Origin of the sequence: Sulfuriroseicoccus oceanibius, from assembly GCF_010681825.2 — a bacterium.
Taxonomy (GTDB): domain Bacteria; phylum Verrucomicrobiota; class Verrucomicrobiia; order Verrucomicrobiales; family SLCJ01; genus Sulfuriroseicoccus; species Sulfuriroseicoccus oceanibius.
In genome coordinates, this window is record NZ_CP066776.1 from 461,255 (window position 1) to 486,171 (window position 24,917).

16 protein-coding genes are annotated in these 24,917 nt (G+C 58.5%); 12 read left to right on the forward strand and 4 right to left on the reverse strand.

Annotation, left to right across the window (positions count from 1 at the left end; all coding sequences use genetic code 11):
- Positions 1-70: 70 nt before the first annotated feature.
- Together G3M56_RS01885 and G3M56_RS01890 are read right to left on the reverse strand one after the other, a co-directional pair.
- Positions 71-907, reverse strand: a complete 837-nt coding sequence (locus G3M56_RS01885; RefSeq protein WP_164365657.1) for an inositol monophosphatase family protein — start codon at positions 905-907, stop codon at positions 71-73.
- Between the two features lie 126 nt (positions 908-1,033).
- Complete coding sequence (locus tag G3M56_RS01890; RefSeq protein ID WP_164365656.1) at positions 1,034-2,344, reverse strand: DEAD/DEAH box helicase; 1,311 nt, start codon at positions 2,342-2,344, stop codon at positions 1,034-1,036.
- 1,870 nt (positions 2,345-4,214) lie between these two features.
- Here G3M56_RS01890 and G3M56_RS01895 point away from each other — a divergent pair.
- From G3M56_RS01895 to G3M56_RS01905, 3 genes are all read left to right on the forward strand, one after another.
- A complete protein-coding gene (locus tag G3M56_RS01895) occupies positions 4,215-5,231 on the forward strand; it encodes an aminoglycoside phosphotransferase family protein (RefSeq protein WP_164365655.1) in 1,017 nt (338 codons plus the stop codon).
- A gap of 208 nt (positions 5,232-5,439) precedes the next feature.
- On the forward strand, positions 5,440-5,772 hold the full coding sequence (gene trxA / locus G3M56_RS01900) for a thioredoxin (protein ID WP_164365654.1): 333 nt from the start codon (positions 5,440-5,442) through the stop codon (positions 5,770-5,772).
- A gap of 967 nt (positions 5,773-6,739) precedes the next feature.
- Positions 6,740-7,948 (forward strand): IS256 family transposase, encoded by a 1,209-nt coding sequence (locus G3M56_RS01905; protein WP_235203327.1) that lies wholly within the window; start codon positions 6,740-6,742, stop codon positions 7,946-7,948.
- Between the two features lie 600 nt (positions 7,949-8,548).
- Here the strand turns inward: G3M56_RS01905 and rfbB are convergent.
- Complete coding sequence (gene rfbB, locus G3M56_RS01910) at positions 8,549-9,616, reverse strand: dTDP-glucose 4,6-dehydratase (RefSeq protein ID WP_164365725.1); 1,068 nt, start codon at positions 9,614-9,616, stop codon at positions 8,549-8,551.
- 120 nt (positions 9,617-9,736) lie between these two features.
- Between rfbB and G3M56_RS01915 the strand changes: the two genes are divergently transcribed.
- Complete coding sequence (locus G3M56_RS01915; RefSeq protein WP_164365726.1) at positions 9,737-10,489, forward strand: sugar phosphate nucleotidyltransferase; 753 nt, start codon at positions 9,737-9,739, stop codon at positions 10,487-10,489.
- A 1,339-nt stretch (positions 10,490-11,828) separates the two neighbouring features.
- The gene (gene carB / locus G3M56_RS01920; RefSeq protein WP_164365727.1) at positions 11,829-15,029 is read left to right on the forward strand and encodes a carbamoyl-phosphate synthase large subunit; all 3,201 of its coding nucleotides are present in this window, start codon (positions 11,829-11,831) and stop codon (positions 15,027-15,029) included.
- A 455-nt stretch (positions 15,030-15,484) separates the two neighbouring features.
- Here the strand turns inward: carB and G3M56_RS01925 are convergent, their stop codons facing one another.
- Positions 15,485-16,693: an IS256 family transposase gene (locus G3M56_RS01925; RefSeq protein ID WP_235203327.1), complete on the reverse strand. Its 1,209-nt coding sequence runs from the start codon at positions 16,691-16,693 to the stop codon at positions 15,485-15,487.
- Positions 16,694-16,780: 87 nt separating this feature from the next.
- Here G3M56_RS01925 and G3M56_RS01930 point away from each other — a divergent pair, with 87 nt between their 5' ends.
- The 7 genes from G3M56_RS01930 to G3M56_RS01960 all read left to right on the forward strand — a co-directional run bounded on the left by G3M56_RS01930 (position 16,781) and on the right by G3M56_RS01960 (position 24,891).
- Positions 16,781-17,092: a hypothetical protein gene (locus G3M56_RS01930; protein WP_235203531.1), complete on the forward strand. Its 312-nt coding sequence runs from the start codon at positions 16,781-16,783 to the stop codon at positions 17,090-17,092.
- A gap of 673 nt (positions 17,093-17,765) precedes the next feature.
- Complete coding sequence (locus G3M56_RS01935) at positions 17,766-18,839, forward strand: transporter (RefSeq protein WP_164365222.1); 1,074 nt, start codon at positions 17,766-17,768, stop codon at positions 18,837-18,839.
- A gap of 810 nt (positions 18,840-19,649) precedes the next feature.
- Complete coding sequence (locus G3M56_RS01940) at positions 19,650-22,739, forward strand: DUF3427 domain-containing protein (RefSeq protein WP_164365221.1); 3,090 nt, start codon at positions 19,650-19,652, stop codon at positions 22,737-22,739.
- A gap of 207 nt (positions 22,740-22,946) precedes the next feature.
- Positions 22,947-23,435, forward strand: a complete 489-nt coding sequence (locus G3M56_RS01945; protein ID WP_164365220.1) for an RDD family protein — start codon at positions 22,947-22,949, stop codon at positions 23,433-23,435.
- Between the two features lie 30 nt (positions 23,436-23,465).
- On the forward strand, positions 23,466-23,795 hold the full coding sequence (locus G3M56_RS01950) for a TfoX/Sxy family protein (RefSeq protein WP_164365219.1): 330 nt from the start codon (positions 23,466-23,468) through the stop codon (positions 23,793-23,795).
- The gene (locus tag G3M56_RS01955) at positions 23,795-24,412 is read left to right on the forward strand and encodes a LysE family translocator (RefSeq protein WP_164365218.1); all 618 of its coding nucleotides are present in this window, start codon (positions 23,795-23,797) and stop codon (positions 24,410-24,412) included. The genes G3M56_RS01950 and G3M56_RS01955 overlap by 1 nt, the downstream gene beginning before the upstream one ends.
- On the forward strand, positions 24,409-24,891 hold the full coding sequence (locus G3M56_RS01960) for a hypothetical protein (RefSeq protein ID WP_235203532.1): 483 nt from the start codon (positions 24,409-24,411) through the stop codon (positions 24,889-24,891). Before G3M56_RS01955 ends, G3M56_RS01960 begins: the two co-directional genes overlap by 4 nt.
- Positions 24,892-24,917: the final 26 nt, after the last annotated feature.

Consider the following 24,917-nt stretch of genomic DNA (forward strand, 5'->3'; position numbering starts at 1 on the left):
TCCCGAAGGGACGGTTTACACGCGTCGTTCTGACCGAGCTAAACGGCAACGAGCGTGGCGAGAGCGCACTTTAATCAATCGCGATCGCGCGCAACAATGGCGCTGCGGCTTCGATGAGTTGGTCATGGACCAAACCATTGGTCGCGACCACCGCCTGGCTCTCGAAGATTTCGTAATCGCCGCCAGCGAGGTCGGTCACGCGGCCTCCAGCTTCTTGAACGATGAGCGTACCGCCTGCGGTGTCCCAGGGTTTCAGTGCCATTTCGTAGTAGCCAGTGAAGCGACCATCCGCAACGAGGCAGAAGTCGAGCGCTGCGGCTCCGAGACGGCGCACGCCGCCCGCAGTGCGCAGCATGTTGCCCAATGCGTCGCACAATGGCTCGGCGCGCTTGGCGCGGTCGTAGGGGAACCCGGTCACCACGATCCCTTTGGCCAGTGGAGATTTCTCATTCACAGAAATCGGGCGTCCATTACAGGTGGCACCTTGGCCCTTCGCCGCGCGGTAGCGAAGGTGAAGACTCGGAGCGGACACAATGGCCCCGACCTGCACGCCCTCGTGGAGCAGACCGATGGAAATTGCCCACATCGGCAAGCCGTTGGCGAAGTTGACCGTGCCATCAATCGGATCGAGCACCCAGCGGAAGCCATCGCTACGGGTGGCTTCGTCTGCATCCTGAGACCCTTCCTCGGCGACAATGCCATCGGTGGGGAAGTGCTCGCGGATAAATTCCACCAACCGCTTCTCGCTGGCGAGGTCAGCATGCGTGACCAGATCGAAGTCGTTGAGCTTGCTGTCAATTTCCAGCTCCCCCTGTTGCAGCTCCACCAGATAGCTTTCCAGCTCCGGCAGCATCGATTCGATGCGATCAAGACGAGTGGTGACTTGTTGAACGAGTTCGGGCGTCATGGTGTGGGAGAATTAAGAGAATCTAACGTTGGTCGCGTCGGTGATGCCTAACTGGCAAACGTCACAAATAAAACAATCCATCTGTGAGCATCCGTGCGCATCTGTGGCTAACACATCCGCAGCCACCTATCGGCGGCGTTTCTTCGGCGCGGACTTGCGGGCGACCTTCTTCGCCGGCGCTTTGCGCTTCACCGGCTTGCGGCGGTTCTTCGCCTTTTCCTTCTCCTCCGCGCGCTTCACGTCGCGTGGATCCGCGCTGCGCTTTGGCTTGCTACGGCGCGGCCCGAGATGGTGCTCGGGGGGGAACTGATCAAAGTCGAATCCAGCCACCTCATCACGTGGCAACGTCCGCTCGATAAACCGCTCAAGACGACGCAGCCCATCGCGGTCGCGGTGGGTCACAAACGTGATCGCACGGCCATTCTCACCAGCGCGTCCGGTACGACCGATGCGATGAACGTAGTCGTCGTTCTTGCGAGGAAAGTCATAGTTGATCACATGCGTCACGCCATCGACGTCGATGCCGCGGGCCGCCACGTCGGTGGCCACGAGCACGCGGATCTTACCCGAGCGGAAATCATCAAGCGCCCGGCTGCGCTGGTTCTGGCTGCGGTCGCCATGGAGCACAGCCACCGAGACTCCCGACTTCGCGAGACGCTTGCCGAGATCCTCCGCGTCCTGCTTCATGCTGGCGAAAACGAGTACGGTGTAGAAATTGTGGTCCTCAAGCAAATGCTCCAAAAGCGCCTGCTTCAGGTGCGGCTCCACGTTCACCACCGATTGATCGACAGTATCGGCCGGAGTCGCCTGCTTGCCGATTTCAATGATCGACGGCTCCTTGAGGAAATGACCGGTGATCTCACGCACCGGCTTGGCCAAGGTGGCGGAGAAAAGCAATGTCTGGCGTTTGCGTGGGAAGCCGCGCGTCACTTCCTTCACCTGTGGCAGGAAGCCCATGTCGAGCATGCGGTCGACCTCGTCGAGGACGAGGAACTCAAGCGCGCCGAACTTTCCGTGACCGTCAGCGATCAGATCGCTGAGACGCCCCGGCGTTGCGATGATGATGTCGGCGCCCTTGTCGAGCGCCTCGATCTGCGGGCTCTCGCCCACCCCCCCCACGACCGCTCCGATGCTCAAGTCCGTATGCGCGGAATACTTGCGCACGTTCTCGTCGATCTGCATCGCCAGCTCGCGGGTAGGTGCAATGATAAGCGCACGAGTACCTTCGGCGCGTGGCGTCTCTTTGAGCAAGCGATGGATCATCGGCAGCGTGAAGGCCGCAGTCTTGCCGGTGCCCGTCTGCGCGATGCCCAGCACGTCCTTGCCCGCCAGCACACGGGGAATCGCACTGCGCTGAATCGGGGTAGGGTGGGTATAGCCTGCGTCGTCGATGGCGCGGAGCACATCCGGGTGAAGGCGGAGATCGGAAAACTTCATGACCGCCCAACGTCCGCTGCAATTGCCCGTGAGTAAAGAGGGGAGATGAGGGTTCTGGTTTTCCGTTTCCGCGTTTTCAGCGACCCGAAATGGCTCACTTGGAGGCGCGGAGGGCTCAATACACCGTCGCGAGGTGAAGGGTGCGTCGGCAACCGCGGGTCGCGTTGTTTTTCCACAGATTACGGGATGGGTAGGATTTGATGGCGAATGGATGAAGGCGCCCCCCCATCGTCGGCAGGAATGCCGACCCTCCAGTGCTGCGCATGCATGGTTCGCCAGCCTTTATCTTTATCCCTATCCAAATCCTTATCGGATCCTCTGCAGTCGATTCAGGGCGGCTCAAGCGGTAGTCGGATGACGAAGCCTTACGCGTCAACGACAAGAGTGTCGTTGGTCCATCGGGGAATGGCAGCTGCGCGTGTTGCGATGGACCTACCACACTCCTGTGGTAGATGTGCGGTTTCCGTCATTCCGAGCGATTCACCCACCCCCACTTCGAATCCTCCCAATCCTGTAATCTGCGGAAAGAATGCGACCCACAGGTGATCGACGTCACCCTTCCCCCGCCGCCGGATCTAGTCGCTCTTCGGGATCTTTGGGTCTTTGCGTGAGCCTCCCCCATCGACGACAGGAATGTCGTCCCACCAGCGCTGCGCGTGCATGGTTCGCCAGCCCTTATCTTTATCCCTATCCAAATCCTTATCGGATCCTCTGCAGTCGATTCAGGGCGGCTCAAGCGGTAGTCGGATGACGAAGCCTTACGCGTCAACGACACGAGTGTCGTTGGTCCATCGGGGAATGGCAGCTGCGCGTGTTGCGATGGACCTACCACACTCCTGTGGTAGATGTGCGGTTTCCGTCATTCCGAGCGATTCACCCACCCCCACTTCGAATCCTCCCAATCCTGTAATCTGCGGAAAAATACCCCCGCGGCTGGCGGCGACCGTTTCCCCCCATTCCCCGCCGCCGGAGCTGACCGTCCTTCGGGATCTTTGGGTCTTTGCGTGAGCTTTCCCCATCGTCGGCAGGAATGCCGACCCACCAGTGCTGCGCATGCATGGTTCGCCAGCCTTTATCTTTATCCCTATCCAAATCCTTATCGGATCCTCTGCAGTCGATTCAGGGTGGCTCCAGCGGTAGTCGGATGACGAAGCCTTACGCGTCAACGACACGAGTGTCGTTGGTCCATCGGGGAATGGCAGCTGCGCGTGTTGCGATGGACCTACCACACTCCTGTGGTAGATGTGCGGTTTCCGTCATTCCGAGCGATTCACCCACCCCCACTTCGAATCCTCCCAATCCTGTAATCTGCGGAAAAATACCCCCGCGGCTGGCGGCGACCGTTTCCCCCATTCCCCGCCGCCGGAGCTGACCGTCCTTCGGGATCTTTGGGTCTTTGCGTGAGCCTCCCCCATCGACGGCAGGATTGCCGTCCCTCCAGCGCTGCGCAGGCATAGTGCGGAGCTCGTTATCCAAATCTTTCTCGGATTCACTGCGGGCGATGCAGGATGGATCGAGCGCCGGACGGACAGCGGGGCCTTACGCGTCAACGACAGGAGTGTCGTTGGTCCACCAGGGAATGGTCATTGTTCGTGTTGCGATGGAGCTACCACACTCCTGTGGTTGATGTGCGGTTTCCGTCATTCCGAGCGATTCACCCACACCAACTTCGAATCCTCCCAATCCTGTAATCTGCGGAAGAAAAACGCGACCCGCGGTTACCGACGCCCCCTTCCTCTTGCGCCGGTGCATTAAGCCCTCTGCGTCTCTGCGTGAGCCCCCCCATCGAGCCTGATCCGCAGCGCAGAGTGCTCGATGGGGACTTCTGATTGGCGTCGGGCAAATCCGTGGCATAATGCGGGCTTTCACCATGCCGTCTGTCGTTCCTCATTTTCGCGTCACCCCTGCAGCAGCTGCCGAAGCATTTTTTGGCGGCGCGCATCGCGATCAAATCACGATCGAAGCAGTGGCTGGTGGCGGTTCATTGCGGAGCTATTTCCGCATCACCGACGGCCAGACTCTGGACCCACAAGTGCTGTGCCTTTATGACCCGTCGCAGCCGGAGAATGCCAAGTTCACGAGCCTGACTGCCGAGCTCGAGGCATTGGGTGTGCGAGTTCCCGCGATCGCCCGCCACGAGCCGGAGGACGGCTGGTACGTGATGGAAGACCTCGGGCGCATCAGCTTGTGGGATGTGGCAATTGGCGGAGCCAAAGACGACATCCTCAAAGCCTACACGACCACACTCGAGGCGGTGGCCGTGCTGCACGCAGTGGACGAATCCACGGTGCCGGAGACGCTGGCCGACCAGATGGAGCTTGAATTCAACCACGCGCTCTACAAGTGGGAGCAAGGGTACTTTTTCGAACACTTTGCCGGCACGCATCTCAAAATGGCAGCGCACGAGGTGATGCTGGCCGCACAGTCTCCAGCCCTGGCGGAAGTGGCGTCGCTACTGGATGCCGAGCGTCCGCGTTGTCTGGTGCACCGCGATTTCCAATCGCAGAATGTGATCGTCAACGACGGTGGCGTTGCGTTGATCGACTACCAGGGCGTGCGGCTTGGCTTGCCCGAGTACGATGTGGCGTCGTTGGTGTACGACCCGTATGTCGATCTCTCGGCAGATACGATCGATCAGTTGGTCGACGCGTACTACGCGCACCGCGGAATGGATAGAGACGCACGGCGCAAGGTTTTCACTGCCTGTGCGATCCAGCGGTTGATGCAGGCCCTGGGCGCGTACGGCAATTTGTCCCACAACCTGGGGAAAACGCAGTATCTCAACTACATACCACGCGCGGTGGAAAACCTGCAGCAGGTGGTGGCCGGACATCCGGTCGAGGCCGCATTGGCTCCGGTTTTCGCCAGCTACGAGGAAAGCCGGTAGCCAGCTGCGCGGATCGCTGAAACTGCAGAGGCCGCCATCTACGACCGGACTTACTCTGTCCGATAATTCGCGGAATAAAGATCGCGGCCGACGGCATCCATGACGTGACGAAGTGGAGCCTCGCGCTGCGCTTTGGAAAAATTCGAAACCAAACCTACAGGTACCGACGCTTGACGCGGCACCCCAATCCAACCAACTTATCTCCGTTATGTCGAACGAACACACAATTACAGGTACCGAAGCCAATTTCGCTTCTGAAGTCGTTGAATCCGATGTCCCGGTTCTCGTGGACTTCTGGGCAGAGTGGTGCGGACCATGCAAAATGATCTCGCCTGTCCTCGACCAGATCGCTACCGACGTGGCGGGCAAGGCCAAGGTGGTGAAGGTGAACGTTGATGAGAACCGCGCACTCGCCGGTCAGTTCAACGTGACCTCGATCCCAATGATGCTCTTCTTCAAGGACGGCGAAGTGAAGGACACCGTGGTCGGTGCCGGCACTCCTAAAGACGCCCTCCAGCAGAAGCTTGAGGCATTGGCATAATTGCCGAAGCGATACGCTTTCGATGCGGCCGCCGCTCCCTTCCCGGGGCGGCGGCCGTTTTTTGTGTCGGGGGGAGGCTCACGCAGAGACCACGCTATCGCTAAGACGCAGAGCGAGTTCAGCTCCGGCGGCGGGGAAGGGGGCAGCGGTCACCGATGGTCGCATTTTTCTTCCGCAGATTTCAGGATTGGGAGGACTTTATGTAGGGTGCTGTGAGCCGCTCTCTACCACAGGAGTGTGGCAGCTCCATCGCAACCCTTACGAACACCATTCCCCGATGGACCAACGACACTCCTGTCGTTGATGCGGAATGTCCCGTCATCATCTCAGCTGCCGAACCATGCACGCGCAGCGCTGGGGGGACGGCATTCCTGCCGTCGATGGGGTAGTCTCACGCAGAGACCCAAAGATCCCAAAGGGCGGCCAGCTCCGGCGGCGGGGAAGGGGGCAGCGGTCATCGGTGGTCGCGTTTTTCTTCCGCAGATTTCAGGATTGGGAGGATTTTATGTGGAGTGCTGTGAGCCGCTCTCTACCACAGGAGTGTGGCAGCTCCATCGCAACCCTTACGAACACCATCCCCCGATGGACCAACGACACTCCTGTCGTTGATGCGGAAGGCCCCGTCATCAGTTTAGCTGCCGAACCATGCACGCGCAGCGCTGGGGGGACGGCATTCCTGCCGTCGATGGGGTAGTCTCACGCAGAGACCCAAAGATCCCAAAGGGCGGCCAGCTCCGGCGGCAGGGAAGGGGGCAGCGGTCACCGATGGTCGGGGTTTTCTTCCGCAGATTTTAGGATTGGGAGGATTTTATGTGGAGTGCTGTGAGCCGCTCTCTACCACAGGAGTGTGGCAGCTCCATCGCAACCCTTACGAACACCATTCCGGTAGTGTGCCAAAGATTCTGCAAAAAGGGTCATGATGATTGATTAGGTTTTTAACAAAACAAGAACCCCTAATCGTCACACCATGACCCCACGACCAGATAAGACCACAACGCCGCAGTTGAAAAGTATTCTTGCCGAGCAGGAAGATTTTCTGAGGCCCTTGGTTCAGAAATTGATGCAGGAGATGCTCGAAGAAGAAATGAACGAGACACTCCAGGCGGTAAAGTCAGAACGCAGCGACAGACGCCGAGGTTATCGCAGCGGCAGTTATCAACGCAGTCTCCTGACACGGGTAGGAAGGATCGAGCTGCGCGTCCCTCAAGATCGCGACGGACTCTTCAGCACCGAGATCTTCGATCGCTATCAACGCAGCGAGAAGGCTTTGGTAAGCACCCTGATCGAAATGTACGTGCAGGGCGTCTCGACACGTAAAGTCGCGCAGATCACCGAAGAGCTCTGTGGTCACCGAGTTAGCGCCAGTGTGGTAAGCAGGCTGAACAAAACGTTGGACGAAGAGCTTGAGAACTTTGCCCGACGCAAGCTCAACCACGCTTATCCTTACCTCATCCTGGATGCCCGCTACGAAAAGGTTCGAGAGAACGGCGTGGTGCGCAGCCAGGCTGTGTTGATCGCCATTGGCATCAGTTGGGATGGCCGACGGGAGGTCCTTGCGACCGAGCTCGATCAAAGGGAAAGCGGAAGCAGCTGGAAGAACTTCCTACTTCAACTCAAGCAACGCGGACTGACGGGTGTTGAGTTCTGCGTGACTGATAACCATGCCGGCCTGCGACGAGCTATCAGCGAAGTGCTTCCCGAGGCGCTGTGGCAACGCTGCTACGTCCACTTCCTTCGCAACGCTCTTGATCATCTACCTCGCAAGCATGACGACGACTGCTGCACCGAGCTGCGCTGGATCTATGACCGTCGAGACATCAATGAAGCGCGTCAGGATCTGCGGGCATGGTTGGCGAAGTGGGGAGGCAAATACCACAAGCTCTGTGACTGGGTCGAAAGTGAGATCGAAGAAACGCTCACCTTTTATCGACTTCCCAGAGAGCATCACAAGCATCTCAAAAGCACGAATATGCTCGAGCGACTCAATGAGGAGATTAAGCGTCGTACGCACATTATCCGAACCTTCCCCAACCAGGCTGCAGCCCAACGTTTAATCCGGGCTGTCACGCATCAAGTCCATGAGCAGTGGATCGATCAACACCGCTACCTGAACATGGATCACCTCAAAGAAGCCCAAAAGCTCAGCCTTACTTCAAATCAAACGTCCGCAGCCTGATCATCATCCATCAAACCCTTTTTGCAGAACTTGACGTACATAACCCACCATTCCCCGATGGACCTACGACACTCCTGTCGTTGATGCGGAAGGCCCCGTCATCAGCTCAACGGCCGAACCAGGCACGCGCGGCGCTGGGGGGACGGCATTCCTGCCGTCTATGGGGTAGTCTCACGCAGAGACCCAAAGATCCCAAAGGGCGGCCAGCTCCGTTGGCGGAGAAGCGGGGGCAGCGGTCATCGGTGGTCGCGTTTTTCTTCCGCAGATTTCAGGATTGGGAGGACTTTATGTGGAGTGCTGTGAGCCGCTCTCTACCACAGGAGTGTGGCAGCTCCATCGCACCCCTTACGAACACCATCCCCCGATGGACCAACGACACTCCTGTCGTTGATGCGGAAGGCGCCGTCATCAGCTCAACGGCCGAACCAGGCATGCGCAGCGCTGGTGGGACGGCATTCCTGCCGTCGAGCTCACGGCTCCGTCCTCATCCTCTTCGTGAACTTCGCGTTCTTCGCGGTTCCTGCCCCCCCCCAAACACAAAACAGGCCGCCTGCGTCATCACAGGCGGCCTGAGTAATAATGGATCGAATCCCTTCGCGCTCAGCCTTGGCCGAGACGCTCACCGCGGTAGCTGCCATTTTCGATCGCAGCGATCCACTCGGTGTTGTCGAGGTACCACTGGATGGTCTTTTCCATCCCGGTGGCGAAGGTTTCCTGAGGCTCCCATCCGAGCTCGTTTTCGATCTTCGAGCAATCGATCGCATAGCGCCAATCGTGGCCCGGGCGGTCGGTGACGAACGTGATCAGCTCCTCGGTCGCGTGCTCGTAGCCCTTCTCGTTGAGAATGCGCAACAGCGTGTGCACCACGTCCAGGTTCTTCATCTCGCACTTGCCGCCGATGTTGTAGGTCTCGCCGAGACGTCCCTTGGTCAGCGCGCAGAAGAGCCCGCGGCCGTGGTCTTCGACATAAAGCCAGTCGCGGATGTTGCTACCATCACCGTAGACCGGCAACTTCTCGCCGCGGATGATCTTCTGGATCATCAAAGGAATGAGTTTCTCAGGGAACTGGAAAGGTCCGTAGTTGTTTGAGCAGTTGGTCGTTACCACAGGCAACCCGTAGGTGTGGTGGTATGCGCGGACGAGGAAGTCGCTGCCTGCCTTCGATGCCGAGTACGGGCTGTTAGGCGCATACGGTGTGGTTTCGGAGAACGCAGGATCCTCGTTGCTCAGCGTGCCATACACTTCGTCGGTGGAGACGTGGAGGAATCGGAAGCTGTCTTTTTTGTCACCTTCCAACCCTTCGTAATAAGCCTTCACCGCCTGCAACAGACGGAATGTTCCTACGAAGTTGGTCTGGATGAAATCCTCCGGCCCGTCGATCGAGCGGTCGACATGCGACTCCGCCGCCAGGTGCATCACCCCGTCGATCTCGTAGGTCTTAAGCAACTCGAGCATCTTGGCTTCGTCCATGATGTCGGCCTGCACAAAGACGTGGCGCTTGTCGCCATCAAGGTCGGCCAGGCTTGAGAGGTTGCCCGCGTAAGTCAGCTTGTCCACGTTGACCACGGTGCCAACGGCCACGCCGGTCTCTGCCTCCGCCTTTTGCAGGAGGAAGTGAACGAGGTTAGATCCGATGAATCCGGCACCGCCGGTCACAAGAATATTCATGGCGCTACCCTACGGATTCCTTTGATAAATGCAATGTTTTGAAAGATCCCGCATCACTCGGACGTCCGCGCCCACGATTCGGGAATGACATCGCAACGGATCCACGTTATCCCATTGCCCATGTTGCGCACCGCATTCGTCCTCGGAGCAGGCCTCGGCACACGCCTCCGCCCACTCACCAACAACCGGCCAAAACCTCTGGTCCCGGTGAACGGAAAACCACTCATCACCTTCGCCTTCGACCACTTGATCGCGGAGCTCAGTGTCGAACGCTTCATCGTCAACACCCACCACTGCCCGGAGGCCTACCAGGACGCCTTCCCCGACAAATCCTACCGCGGACGCCAGATCCTGCTGCGCCACGAGCCTACGCTGCTCGACAGCGGCGGCGGCATCTCCAATATCCGCGACCTGCTCGGCCCTCAGGACGACTCGCTCGCCATCTACAATGGCGACATCCTCGCCGACTTCCCATTGGCCGATGCCTTCCGCGCCCATGCTAAGTCCGGTGGCACCACACTCGTCGTCCGCACCGATGGCGAATCGCGCAACCTCACCATCGATGCCAACAGCCACGACCTGGTCGACGCCCGCCACATTCTAAAAGGGGAGGGTAGGGTGCTCCCGGCCGATGCCTTGGCCACTCAGTTCACCGGCGTCTATTTCATGGACGCCGCCGCCCTCGCCGCCCTGCCTGCGCCAGGCAATGGCTTCTCAATCGTCGACACATGGCTCGACCAGATCCGCCAGGGCGCCCCGCCTCACACCCACATCGCCGACAGCGGCGATTGGTTCGACCTCGGCACCCTCGACGCTCTCGATGCCGCCAGCACGTTCCTCCAGCACGGCCGCTTCCCTCGCTACGGGGGCTAGGCTCACGCAGAGACGCGGAGACGCAGAGCGAGTTCAGCTCCGGCGGAGGGGAAGGGGACAGCGGTCGCCGGTGGTCGCAGTTTTTTTCCACAGATTGGCAGGATGGGGAGGATTTCATGTGGGCTGCTGTGAATCGCTCGCAAGACGTCAACCACACGGCGACCATTCCCCGATGGACCAACGGCACTCCTGCCGTTGACGCCTAAGGCCCCGTCATCAGTTCAGCTGCCAAACCATGCACGCGCAGCGCTGGGGGGGACGACATTCCTGTCGTCGATAGGGTAGGCTCACGCAAAGACCCGAAGATCCCGAAGAGCGGTCAGCTCCGACGGAGGGGCAGGGGACATCGGTCACCGCCGGTCGCGTTTTTTCCACAGATTGGCAAGATGAATGGGATTTTTGGAGGGTTGTGGTGAACCGCTCAGAATGACCTGAACATCACGCCAACCATTCCTCGCTGGACCAACGGCACTCCTGCCGTTGCTCGTGACGCTCCGCCATCCGTTCGACGCTCGAGCCGGCATACACCGAGCGCCGCAAATCCGATAGAGATTTGGATAAGGATCGACGAGCCATGCACGCGCAGCGCTGGGGGGACGGCATTCCTGCCGTCGATAGGGTAGGCTCACGCAAAGACCCGAAGATCCCGAAGAGCGGCCAGCTCCGGCGGAGGGGCAGGGGACATCGGTCACCGCCGGTCGCGTTTTTTTCCACAGATTGGCAAGATGAATGGGATTTTTGGAGGGTTGTGGTGAACCGCTCAGAATGACCTGAACATCACGCCAACCATTCCTCGCTGGACCAACGGCACTCCTGCCGTTGCTCGTGACGCTCCGCCATCCGTTCGACGCTCGAGCCGGCCTACATCGACCGCCGCAGATCCGATAGAGATTTGGATAAGGATAAGGACCGGTGAACCATGCACGCGCAGCGCTGGGGGGGACGACATTCTTGTCGTCGATAGGGTAGGCTCACGCAAAGACCCGAAGATCCCGAAGAGCGGCCAGCTCCGGCGGAGGGAAAGGGGGAACGGCCACCACCAGTCGCGAGTGAACGAACGATTAAAGCGCCCTCCTTATCTTTATCCTTATCCAAATCTTTATCGGAGCGTAGCGATCATCGACTCGGATACCGATACCGATACCGATACCGATATCGATATCGACAGACATCACCCCACGCGATTCGGCCGCTCATCTAATTCACACAAGCAAACAATCTACACCTTGAAAATATTCAGGCGCAGTGGGGGATAAAACGGCCGTGTAGAAACGTGCATCATTCCCTTTGCTTTTCCGTGCGGGCTTTCTACCTTGCTCGAACGTCAGACTTCAGGGTTATGCCAAAGGACACCAGCATTAAGAAAATTCTCGTGATCGGCTCCGGCCCGATCGTCATTGGTCAGGGATGCGAATTCGATTACTCCGGAGTGCAAGCGTGTAAAGCGCTGGCCGAAGAGGGGTATGAGGTGATGCTCGTCAACTCCAACCCGGCGACCATCATGACCGACCCTGAGTTCGCGGCCCGCACGTTCATCGAGCCGATCACTCCAGAGGTGGTGGAAAAGATCATCGCTCGTGAGAAGCCAGACGCGCTGCTTCCGACTCTCGGTGGCCAGACCGCTCTCAACACATCGATGACCCTCTTCAAGAACGGCGTCCTCGATAAATACAACGTGCGCATGATCGGCGCCAACGCCGACGCCATCGACAAGGGCGAAGACCGCGACCGCTTCAAGCAGGCGATGCTCAAGATCGGTCTCGACGTGGCACGCTCGGACGTCGCCCACACCATGGAAGAGGCACACGAAGTGGCCGCTAAAATTGGTAACTTCCCGATCATCATCCGCCCGGCATTCACCCTCGGCGGCAGCGGCGGCGGCATCGCCTACAACCGCGAAGAGTTCGAAGAGATCGTCGCCCGTGGCCTCGACCTCTCGCCTGTCGACGAAGTGCTCGTCGAAGAATCCCTGCTCGGCTGGAAAGAGTACGAGTTCGAGGTGATGCGCGACTGCAAGGACAACTGCGTGGTCATCTGCTCGATCGAAAACCTCGACCCAATGGGTGTCCACACCGGTGACTCCATCACCGTGGCTCCTGCCCAGACCCTGACCGACCGCGAGTACCAGATCCTCCGCGACCAGTCGTTCGCCGTGATTCGCGAGATCGGCGTTGAGACCGGTGGCTCGAACATTCAGTTCTCGGTCAACCCGGAAGACGGCCGCGTGATCGTCATCGAGATGAACCCACGTGTGAGCCGCTCGTCGGCACTGGCCTCGAAGGCCACAGGCTTCCCGATCGCCAAGATCGCCGCCAAGCTCGCCGTCGGATACACCCTCGACGAACTGCCAAACGACATCACCCGCGAGACCCCGGCCTCATTCGAGCCGACCATCGACTACGTCGTCACCAAGCTGCCACGCTTCACCTTCGAGAAGTTCAAGGAAGCCGACAGCACACTCACCACCCAGATGAAGAGTGTCGGTGAGGCCATGGCCATCGGCCGTACCTTCAAGGAGTCGCTCCAGAAGGCACTGCGCTCGCTCGAAACCGGACGCGCCGGTCTCCTCGGCGACGGCAAGGACTTCCCGACCGATGACAAGCAGCTCATCACCAGCCACCTGACCCGCCCGAACGCGGAGCGTATCTTCTGGCTTGCCGCTGCCTTCCAGGCTGGCTTCACGCAGGAAGAGATTTTCGACCTCACCGCGATCGACCCATGGTTCCTCCAGCACATCGAGGAACTGGTGGAAGCCCAGGCAAACCTGGCCGACTTCCCATTGCTCAAAGCCAAGAAGTGGGGCTTCTCGGACCGCCAGATCGCCCGCGCCAAGGGCATCAGCGAACTCGACGTCCGCGCCGAGCGCAAAGCCCAGGGCATCGTTCCAACGTACCGTCTGGTCGACACCTGCGCCGCTGAGTTCGAAGCCTACACCCCATACTTCTACTCGACCTACGGCACCGAAAACGAAGCCCGTAGCAGCGACAAGAAGAAGATCATGATCCTCGGCGGCGGACCAAACCGCATCGGCCAGGGCATCGAGTTCGACTACTGCTGCGTCCACGCCGCCTTCGCGCTGAAGGAGCTCGGCTACGAGACCATCATGGTCAACTCCAACCCAGAGACCGTCTCGACCGACTACGATACTTCGGACAAGCTCTTCTTCGAGCCACTGACCTTCGAAGACGTGCTCAACATCTACGAGCAGGAGCAGTGCGACGGCGTGATCGTCCAGTTCGGTGGCCAGACCCCACTCAACCTGGCAGCCGACCTCGAAGCCGCTGGCGTGCCAATCATCGGTACCTCGCCAAAGAGCATCGAACTCGCCGAAGACCGTAAGTTCTTCTCCGCACTTCTCGACAAACTCAACCTCAAGCAGGCCGAAGCCGGCACCGCTGTGAACGAGGACGAAGCCGTCGAACACGCCAACCGCATCGGGTACCCAGTGCTCGTGCGCCCGTCGTTCGTTCTCGGTGGCCGCGCCATGATGATCGTCTACTCGGACGCAGAACTGCGCGAGTACATGAACAAAGCCGTCGACGCCAGCCCTGAGCGCCCGGTCCTCATCGACCGCTTCCTCGACGGTGCGGTGGAAGTCGACGTCGACTGCATCTCCGACGGCGAGACCACCGTGGTCGGCGCCATCATGCAGCACGTGGAAGAAGCCGGTATCCACTCCGGTGACTCCGCCTGCGTCATCCCGGCCTACTCGCTCAGCGACGCCATCAAGGACGAGATCACCCGCGCCAGCATCGACATGGCACGCGAACTCAACGTCCGCGGCTTGATGAACATTCAGTTCGCCGTCAAGGACGAGGAACTCTACGTCATTGAAGTGAACCCACGTGCCTCGCGTACCGTGCCATTCGTTTCGAAGACCATCGGCAAGCCACTCGCCAAGCTCGCAGCCCGCGTCATGGTGGGTGAAAAGCTCGCCGACCTCGGCCTCACCGAAATGATCATCCCACCTCACTTCGCCGTGAAGGAGGCTGTCTTCCCATTCTCCCGCTTCCCAGGCATCGACATCATCCTCGGACCTGAAATGAAGGCCACCGGTGAGGTCATGGGCATCGACAAAGATTGGGAAACCGCATACGCCAAGAGCCAAATGGCCTCGGGCAACCCACTCCCAACCGAAGGCAAGGTCTTCGTCTCGGTCCGCGACCGCGACAAGCCGGCTGTGATCGAAATCGCCCGCGAGTTCGCCGACCTCGGCTTCGAGGTGGTCTCGACCCACGGCACCGCCAAGGCTCTCGAGGAAGCAGGTGTTCCTGTCACCCCGATCTTCAAGATCGCCGAAGGCCGACCAAACATCCTCGACGCCATCAAGAACGAGGAAATCGCCTTCATCGTGAACACCCCAAGCTCACAGGAATCCCGTGCCGATGAGCGCAGCATCCGTGCCGCCGCCATCCAGTACCACGTTTCCCACGCCACCAACCTCAGCGCCTCCCGCGCTGCGATCGGTGCCATCCGCAAGATCCGCGAAGCCGGCATCGGCGTGCAGAGCATCCAGGAATACCACCAGACCCTGGCCTAAGCCGCCCGTGTGAATCCTCCAGACAGGATTCACATGATGGACACAATTCAAGCCCACCAGTGCGACGCGAACATCGCTGAGCGCTGGTGGGTTTTTCTTTGGCCTGCGCGATGCGGTGCATGGTGTGCTTCACCCGCTTGATTTCCACCGATTCCTCGCCAGCGTAGCCCACGCACGAAAGCACATCGGACCGCCGATCCTCCATAAAGGCCGCCAACCGCTCACGCGAAGCGCGCATGGATCCCATCACTACGATCTACCCGCTACTTCCCACCAAACTTTGACCACCGCCCGTCCATCTGCCCAAACCACCATCGCGTGGAGCCTCAGGCTCGTCGCATTGGCTTTGGCGTTGGTCATGGGTGGCGCCCACTGGGGCGTCTGGCAAGCCTTTGCCTGGGGCGGAATGTGGTTATGTACGTCAAGTTCTGCAAAAAGGGTTTGATGGATGATGATCAGGCTGCGGACGTTTGATTTGAAGTAAGGCTGAGCTTTTGGGCTTCTTTGAGGTGATCCATGTTCAGGTAGCGGTGTTGATCGATCCACTGCTCATGGACTTGATGCGTGACAGCCCGGATTAAACGTTGGGCTGCAGCCTGGTTGGGGAAGGTTCGGATAATGTGCGTACGACGCTTAATCTCCTCATTGAGTCGCTCGAGCATATTCGTGCTTTTGAGATGCTTGTGATGCTCTCTGGGAAGTCGATAAAAGGTGAGCGTTTCTTCGATCTCACTTTCGACCCAGTCACAGAGCTTGTGGTATTTGCCTCCCCACTTCGCCAACCATGCCCGCAGATCCTGACGCGCTTCATTGATGTCTCGACGGTCATAGATCCAGCGCAGCTCGGTGCAGCAGTCGTCGTCATGCTTGCGAGGTAGATGATCAAGAGCGTTGCGAAGGAAGTGGACGTAGCAGCGTTGCCACAGCGCCTCGGGAAGCACTTCGCTGATAGCTCGTCGCAGGCCGGCATGGTTATCAGTCACGCAGAACTCAACACCCGTCAGTCCGCGTTGCTTGAGTTGAAGTAGGAAGTTCTTCCAGCTGCTTCCGCTTTCCCTTTGATCGAGCTCGGTAGCAAGGACCTCCCGTCGGCCATCCCAACTGATGCCAATGGCGATCAACACAGCCTGGCTGCGCACCACGCCGTTCTCTCGAACCTTTTCGTAGCGGGCATCCAGGATGAGGTAAGGATAAGCGTGGTTGAGCTTGCGTCGGGCAAAGTTCTCAAGCTCTTCGTCCAACGTTTTGTTCAGCCTGCTTACCACACTGGCGCTGACCCGGTGACCGCAGAGCTCCTCGGTGATCTGCGCGACTTTACGTGTCGAGACGCCCTGCACGTACATTTCGATCAGGGTGCTTACCAAAGCCTTCTCGCTGCGTTGATAGCGATCGAAGATCTCGGTGCTGAAGAGTCCGTCGCGATCTTGAGGGACGCGCAGCTCGATCCTTCCTACCCGTGTCAGGAGACTGCGTTGATAACTGCCGCTGCGATAACCTCGGCGTCTGTCGCTGCGTTCTGATTTTACCGCCTGGAGTGTCTCGTTCATTTCTTCTTCGAGCATCTCCTGCATCAATTTCTGAACCAAGGGCCTCAGAAAATCTTCCTGCTCGGCAAGAATACTTTTCAACTGCGGCGTTGTGGTCTTATCTGGTCGTGGGGTCATGGTGTGACGATTAGGGGTTCTTGTTTTGTTAAAAACCTAATCAATCATCATGACCCTTTTTGCAGAAGCTTTGGCACACTACCCGGAATGTTGGTCAACCGCAGCCAGCAAATGAGCATCAGCGACGCCGTGGAGTCCACCTTCTCCGGTCTCGAGCCCTGCTCTCATTGTTGCGCCCTCGCCGCCGCAAAGGCCGACGCCGAACCCACATCCGGAGACGCTCCAAAGCGCTCGCGCACCCTTGACCTCACCCTCAAAACGGAGGCCCTGACCGCGTCCCCGCTAGGGCTACCGTCTCTCTCAACCCACGGTGCCACCATCGCGTCGCACCGTCTCCGTGACGACCACCAGCTCGTCTGGCTGCTCGATCAGTCGATCGACCACCCGCCCCGCGCCTAATCCCGGCAAGCGCACGCCGATCAAGTCTGCCCGCGCAGCGCTGCGGGGACGGCATTCCTACCGTCATCGGTTGGCTCCGTCCTTCGTGGCCCATCGATCATCTCCACTCGGGGTCTTCCACAAATCCCGGGAAGGATCCTCACGCAAAGACCCAAAGCTCCCAAAGGGCGATCTGGTCTTGCGATAGGGAAGGGCACACCGATCACGTCTGCCCGGTTGCGTTCACGCAATCGGAGCACGACCACGAGCGGCGCACCATGCCCGCGCAGCGCTGGAGAGACGGCATTCCTAGCGTCATCGGTTGGTTCCTTCCTTCGTGGCCCATCGATCAACTCCACTCGGGGTCTTTCACAGATCCTGGGAAGGATCCTCACGCAAAGACCCAAAGCTCCCAAAGGGCGATCTGGTCTTGCGATAGGGAAGGGCGCGTCTATCACGTCGGCCCGGTTGCGTTCACGGAATCGGAGCTCGACCACGAGCGCCGCGCCATGCCCACCGACCATTCCCCGCGGGGCAACGACACTCCTGTCGTTGCCCCGCGGCTCCGTCTGCCCACCGCGGCAGCCGGTCCCACCTCAATTCAAAACCCACCGCCGGGGCAATCCCCCGGCACCCAATCCACGCGGGCACTGCCCGCACGAAAATCACTACCAGCATCAAGCTACACACCACTATGAAACTTACCATCACGGCAGCAGCCGCACTCACCCTCGTTCCAGCCATTGCCGGCACGCCATCCGCCAAGTCCACCACCTGCGCCTGCGCGTCGGTCGCTCAGCCGGACCCACTGGCCCACGCCCCGGCCGGCATCATGCCAGACCACGCGCACGCCAAGGGCGAGTGGATGGTGGGCTACCACCTCATGCGCATGGAAATGGGCGGCCACCGGCAGGGCACCAACGACCTCACCACGGCGCAAGTCTTCGAACTCGGCTTCCAGGCCGCCGCGGAATCGATGACCATGGACATGCACATGCTCGAACTCATGTACGCCCCCACCGATTGGCTCACGCTGATGGTGATGGCGAACTACATCCAAAACGACATGACCATGAGCATGCGCGGCAGCCATGGCGGACACGGCATGATGGGTGCCATGCCCGCGATGCAGCCATCCCAGCACAGCCACACCACCGAAGGCTGGGGCGACACCAGCCTCACCGCCATCATCCCATTGCTGCCCGCCTCGGAGCGCACGTCGCTGACCGCCGGGCTCGGCATCTCCGCCCCCACCGGCGATGTCGGGATCATGAGCAATGGCATGTTCACCCACTACGACATGCAGCTCGGATCCGGCACCTGGGACTTGCTGCCTAGCCTCACTTGGAAACACAACCTCAACCGCTTCCAACTCGGCGCCCAGATCGACGCCACCCTCCGCCTCGAAGACGCCAACGACAGCGGCTACCGCAAAGGCCACCGCATCGGCAGCGTCACCTGGGTCGGTGCCCGCGTCACCGACTGGCTCGCCGTCCACACCACGCTCAGCGCATCCACCGAAGGCGAAATCGAGGGCCACTACAACGGCCCACACCGCCACAGCGCCCCGAATGACTTCCAAGCCAACTACGGCGGCGATCTCATCGAAGCCGGTGGCGGCGCCACCATCCTCACCCCATGCCAATGGGGACTGCTCGGCAACCACACCCTCGGCATCCGCGCCACCACACCGGTCTACCAAGACCTAAATGGCATCGGCATGACCACCGACTGGACGCTCAACGTCTCATGGCAAAAGAGCTTCTAAACCTGATCGCCAGAAACCCCTGCGAGGACCTTTCGCAAAGCGCTGGGGCATTCCTGCCTACATCCTAACCAAAAGCAGCGCAGCGACCACATCCCTCCTCGCCCCACCGCCAATTCCCTCCCAAAGGCGGCGGAAAACCCAACCATGCCCGGAGTGCGGAGCGCCACATGCGCCCGCACCCCGGGCATTTTGCGTGCCACCAACCGGGCAGACCCACGGGAACATCGCAGCCGGACGCAACCGGCCAGAACGAGATCCCTGCGAAAAGGAGAGGGTCGAAACCAACTCGTAATCGTTTTCGCAGCCAACTGACCGAAAATAATAGGTTTTGCAGTTTTGTAACGATTTCCGCACCGAGAGAGGGGATACCCTCCTCAGCCGCTACCAATCGGGACTGTTCAAGCGGCGGGATCTGAGGTCGTGCCCCGCCACCGCATCGCTGAAAGCGATTCTCATACCAGCCTGGAGTCAGCGATCCTCAGGCGAGCGCCACCCGAGGTAAATCCGCCCCCCCCATCCCCGGCCGAGCGCACGATACCGCCAAAGCGCAGCACTCTCCCGATGGCCGATCCCGTCACGCCTCGGTGGCCTAAATAAGTGGTATGTCACAATTTCCGACAGACCACCTGCCACGCCACGATCAGCTCCATATCACACGCCCCAAACGTCAGGCGCCATCCCCGACCGCCCATCGAGATCTATGGACTACTAGCAGCATCGCCTCTGACCATGCTGTCCGCTCATAGATTTACGTCACTTTATAAATCTGAAGGTTGAGTCCGGCTTCTTTTTGAAATCTAATCTGCAGCCATGAGCGACCTGCAGTTAGGCATATACGAACGCCCTCTTGATATTGAACTAGAGGAACTGCTGCGCAATCAGCCTGAACTCAAGGCCACGCTCCGAAAGATTGACGACGAGGCTGCGCCACATCTCTACGCTCAGTTTGTCGGGCAACTTGTACAACAAGCTCTCCGCATCGAAAGCGCTGACCGCAGAATCACCCTGGTCAACCGACTGGTCGAGCTACTCTCAGAAACTGAAGGTCTAGACTTCCTAGCAAGGAAGCAATTGCTAGATCGCCAAGAGTCTCTCCTACTAGAGGTCACATCAACGCCAGAATCACTACCTCGCCCGGCGCTTCCCGTTTACACAAGCTCCCTTCATACGGGCCAAGGTTCAGATCCACCGTTGGAACATGAACTGAGAGCGGAAATTAAGACTGCCGACTCAGTAGATATTCTAGTGTCATTCATCAAGTGGTCCGGTCTCCGATTACTTCTTCCGGCATTCAAATCGCTAAGTGAACGTGGGATTCCAGTACGTATTATTTCGACGAGTTACATGGGAGCTAGTGATCCCAACGCTCTGGAGTGGCTCGCAAAGCAGCCTAACGTCAGCGTCAAAGTCTCGTTCGATACTACAGCCACACGCCTCCACGCCAAGGCTTACCACTTTGTCAGAAAGACGGGTTATTCCTCAGCCTTTATAGGATCGGCGAACATGTCTCACTCTGCAATGACCAGCGGTTTGGAGTGGACTATGAAAGTGACTCAGCAAGACATGGCACATGTACTTGAGCGCTTTTCAGCTGAGTTCGCTACCTACTGGGAAAGCCCTGAATTCGAGCGCTACACTGAGAATGACTTCTCGCGATTTAGACAGGCGATTCATCGCCATCGAACACATGACAACGGGATCCCAACATTCTTTGCTGAGATTCATCCGAAGCCGTTTCAGCAACGAATCTTAGAAGCATTGAATGCAGCCCGCTCGCGCGGTCTAAAGCGTAATCTAATCGTTGCTGCGACAGGTACAGGAAAGACCGTCATCTCCGCACTCGACTATCAATCTCGAGTCCAAGCCTCTAAGGCTCAACCAAAGCTACTCTTTGTAGCTCATCGAAAAGAGATTCTCGAGCAAGCACTTGGCTGTTTCCGCACGGTTCTTCGAGACCAAAACTTCGGTGAACTTCTCGTCGATAGCTACCAACCCACTGAGTGGCAACACGTCTTCGCTTCAGTCCAATCCCTAAATAGCAACAAGCCGTGGGCTCGATTAGGTCCAGATCACTTTGATCATATCATTGTCGACGAGGTGCACCACGGCCCAGCAAGCAGTTACCGCGCAATTTTCGATGACCTAAAGTCCACCATTTTGCTTGGACTCACCGCGACGCCTGAACGCATGGACGGAGCTTCTGTGCTCGATGACTTTGGCGGTGAATTCGCTGCAGAAATCAGATTACCCGAGGCTCTTGAGGAAAAACTGCTGTGCCCGTTCCACTACTTTGGAGTCACTGATAATGTCGATCTGAGTGGTGACCACCTATGGAGAAACGGCCGCTACGATCAAACCGCTCTCGACAATGTGCTTACGGGCGACCACCTCGAAGCCAGGGAGCGTCTGGACATGATCCTCGCCGCACTGGAGCGCTACCATCCCGAATATCGCGCTGCGCGCGCGGTTGGTTTCTGTGCTAGCAAAAATCATGCACACTACATGGCAGATAGCTTTAAGAAGGCGGGCATTTCTGCAGCCACTATCCTTGGGGACACGCCTCGAGACGAACGGAAGAACCTCATGCGTCAGTTCCGTGACGGTAAGGTGACTTTCCTCTTCACAGTCGATGTCCTCAGTGAAGGGGTTGACGTTCCAGAGATCGACCTCGTTTTATTCCTCCGCCCAACCGAGAGCCTCACTGTATTCCTCCAACAACTTGGTCGAGGCCTTCGCCATGCCCCCGAAAAGGAGTGCCTTACCGTACTTGATTTTGTGGGTCATACACACCGCAACTACCGACTCGAAACCAAGTTTACCGCTCTGCTTTCACGACGTCGTCAACGTCTCGACAAAGAAATCGAAGACGACTTTCCTCATCTAGCACCAGGCTGCAGCATCCAACTCGAGCGGGTGGCTCGAGAGCGTATCCTCCATAAAATAAAATCCGTCTTATCCAACCTCAACCACTTCGTCCCTGAGGTCATCAAGACATGGGAACAGACATCTACAAAGCCTTTGACCTTCGGGAACTTCCTAGCCGAAACGGATCTCTCACCAATCGATGTTCTTAAACGCAAAACGTGGTCCGAATGGAAGGCAAGCGCAGGCCTCATTCCAAAGCCCGAGGATCCCTATATTACTCAAGGTCGCAAAGCTCTTAGCCGCATTGCGCTGAGATCCGATCCGACTCTGCTTACACTCATCGAATCGCAGGAATCTCGCAGCAGGCAATCTGACGAAAAATTGGAAACCGCCCTTCATTACCTCTTCTGGGGACGCAGCGGCAAGGAATTAGGCATGCAGTCGCTAGATGAATCACGAACTCGTTGGCTCAAGAATCAGTCGTTAGTCGCAGATGCGAAGGAAATCGCGGCTTGGCGTAGATCAACAACCCCTCACGTCATGCGCGAGTGTCCACTTCCGTACCAACATTCTCTCAAGCTCCATGCCGCCTACGGCTCAGCTGAGATCAAAGCTGCTTTTGAGCTCTCATCACTGGAGAAATCTGGCCCAGCGGGGCAGGGTGTGATCCACGTAAAGAAGCAGAAAACATACATTCACCTCGTTACATTCCGGAAGGAAGAGAACGATTTTTCACCTTCCACTCGTTACCAAGATTACCCGATTAGTCCGACCAAACTACACTGGGAAAGCCAATCGACGGTCACTCAATCTAGCCCAACTGGACAGAACTACATCCACTTCAAAGAGCGGGGTTACACGATCCTATTTTTTGCTCGTCTGGAGAAAAAAACCGATGGTGAAACCTCTCCGTTCGTTTTCTTGGGGCCCGCCAGATCACTCATCTCGTTCAAGAACGACCGCCCCATTTCTATGACTTGGGAGCTCGAATACCCAATACCAGCCTCTCTCTTCGAAGAAGCTAGAGCTATTTAGGAAGATAAGCAGACCTTCCCAGCCGGCTCCGCCTACAATCGAGAGCGGTGATGCTCACCGCACTCCCAAACACAACTTCGTGAGCTTCGTTTCTTCGTGGTTCAAGTGATCCCTCCGTGCTCTCAGCGTCCTCCGGGGATCCAATTTCAGCCCGCAGACAGCGGTTAGCTTGAAAACTAGCAGCCGGTTTGCTCCACTGATCAACGCATGCCCGACGCCGAGAAACCAAAATGTTCCACGTGGAACCCATATCACGCACCTGCCGCGTCGCCGAATGAGGAGGTGGTGGATGCATTTCATCAAGCCTCATTCAACCAAGCCGGCATGACTGGGCGCTTTGCTCATTTTCTCCTCGATGGCATGCTGTGGCTCATACTCAACGCCGTGGTCCACGCCAACGCCGAGAGCTTAGGGATCGATCTTTTCAAAAGCGGACCAATGGGCTTTCTGCTCACGCTGATCGTTTTCTTCCTCTACTTCGCCGGGCTCGAATTCTGCGTGGGCCGCACCATCGGCCAAGCCTACACCCGAAGCAGGGTGGTGAATCACGAGGGCAAGCGCATCACCTTGCGCCAAGCGTTGCTCCGTACGTCGATCCGGCTGATCCCTTTGGATCAGCTCTCCATCTTCGCCGACCAAAAATCCACATGGCACGATTTGGCATCCAAGACAAAAGTGGTGACCAAACGCCATTGATACCCACCTCCACTTCGCTTCGCCCTGCCCATGGCCTATGACCTCCAACTCGCCGACCGCGTCCAGTACCTGCTGGGCGATCGCCCCGACCTCACCGTACGCAAGATGTTTGGCGGTATCGCGTTCCAGCTGGGCGACCACATGGCCTGTGGGGTGCTAGGAGGGGAGTTGATCGTCCGATGCCCGAAAGAGGGCACAGAAGGCCTTCTGGAGGCTCCAGGGACGCGTCCGTTCGACTTTACCGGCAAAGCGATACGCGGCTTTGTGATGGTCGAGGTGGACTCCTTGGACGACGAAGCTCTTGCTGCGTGGGTGCTGCGCGGGATGGAGTACGCGGAATCCCTGCCACCGAAGAAGTAATGCTCACTCCCACCTCAGCGCTGACCTTCTTTGCCGCGTGTATCGTGCTGGCTCTGACCCCAGGACCGGACAATTTGTTCGTCCTCAGCCACTCGGTCACCCATGGCGCCCGCGCCGGGTGGAAAATCATCGCAGGGCTTTGCTGCGGCGTGTTGGTCCACACCCTCGCTGTCGCTCTCGGCGTGACCGCGCTTCTCAAGGCCTCGCCAGCAGCCATGAGCGTCCTGCAATGGGGAGGCGCCGCGTATTTGGCCTATCTAGCGGTAGCTGAAATCCGATCGGCACAGGCGAACCACGACACCTCCGGCAGCCAACCGAAAGCCGTATCCAACCTGTGGCTCCGCGGGTTTGTGATGAACGTCACCAACCCGAAAGTGGCGCTGTTCTTCCTCGCGTTCCTACCGCAATTCGTCGATCCCTCCGAATCCATCCCGCTTCAGATCACCCAACTGGGCATCCTTTTCGCTCTCAGCACATTGTTGGTCTTCGGATCGATCGCCTCTTTGGCCGGATCGATCGCGAAGCGATTGCTGGCTCATCCGAGCACACGCAAGGTGATGCACTATCTCTCGGCCGCTGTATTCCTCGGCATCGCCGTCCATCTCGTCGCCTCATGACCCGTTTGAATCTCCCGCTGATCGCATCCGCTCTGTGCCTGATGGTTCTCGCCAGCTGCCAATCTCCGAAAACACTGCGCCCGTTCACTACCGACGGCTGCTCGATGTTTCCAGATCGCTCACCCGACGGAAAGTACGATTGGAAGGACTGCTGCCTAATCCACGATGTGGCTTACTGGCAGGGTGGAACCCGAAAGCAGAGAGAGGCCGCAGACCAGGCGCTCCATGATGACGTTCTTGCTGCCACAGGTGACGCTGCGTTGGCGGCCACCATGTTCCGCGGGGTTCGATTAGGCGGCAGCCCATACTTCCCGACCGGCTACCGCTGGGGCTATGGCTGGAGCTACAGACGCGGATACAAACCGCTCAATCTGTGGGAGAAAGCGCAGGTAAAAGCCAGACTGCATGACTACCTGGAGGATCGGCCGGACAAACGAAAAGTACTTGAGCCCGCGAACCCGCAATTGTTCGCAGAATAATCGCTGAAGCAAAGCCCCGACGATCC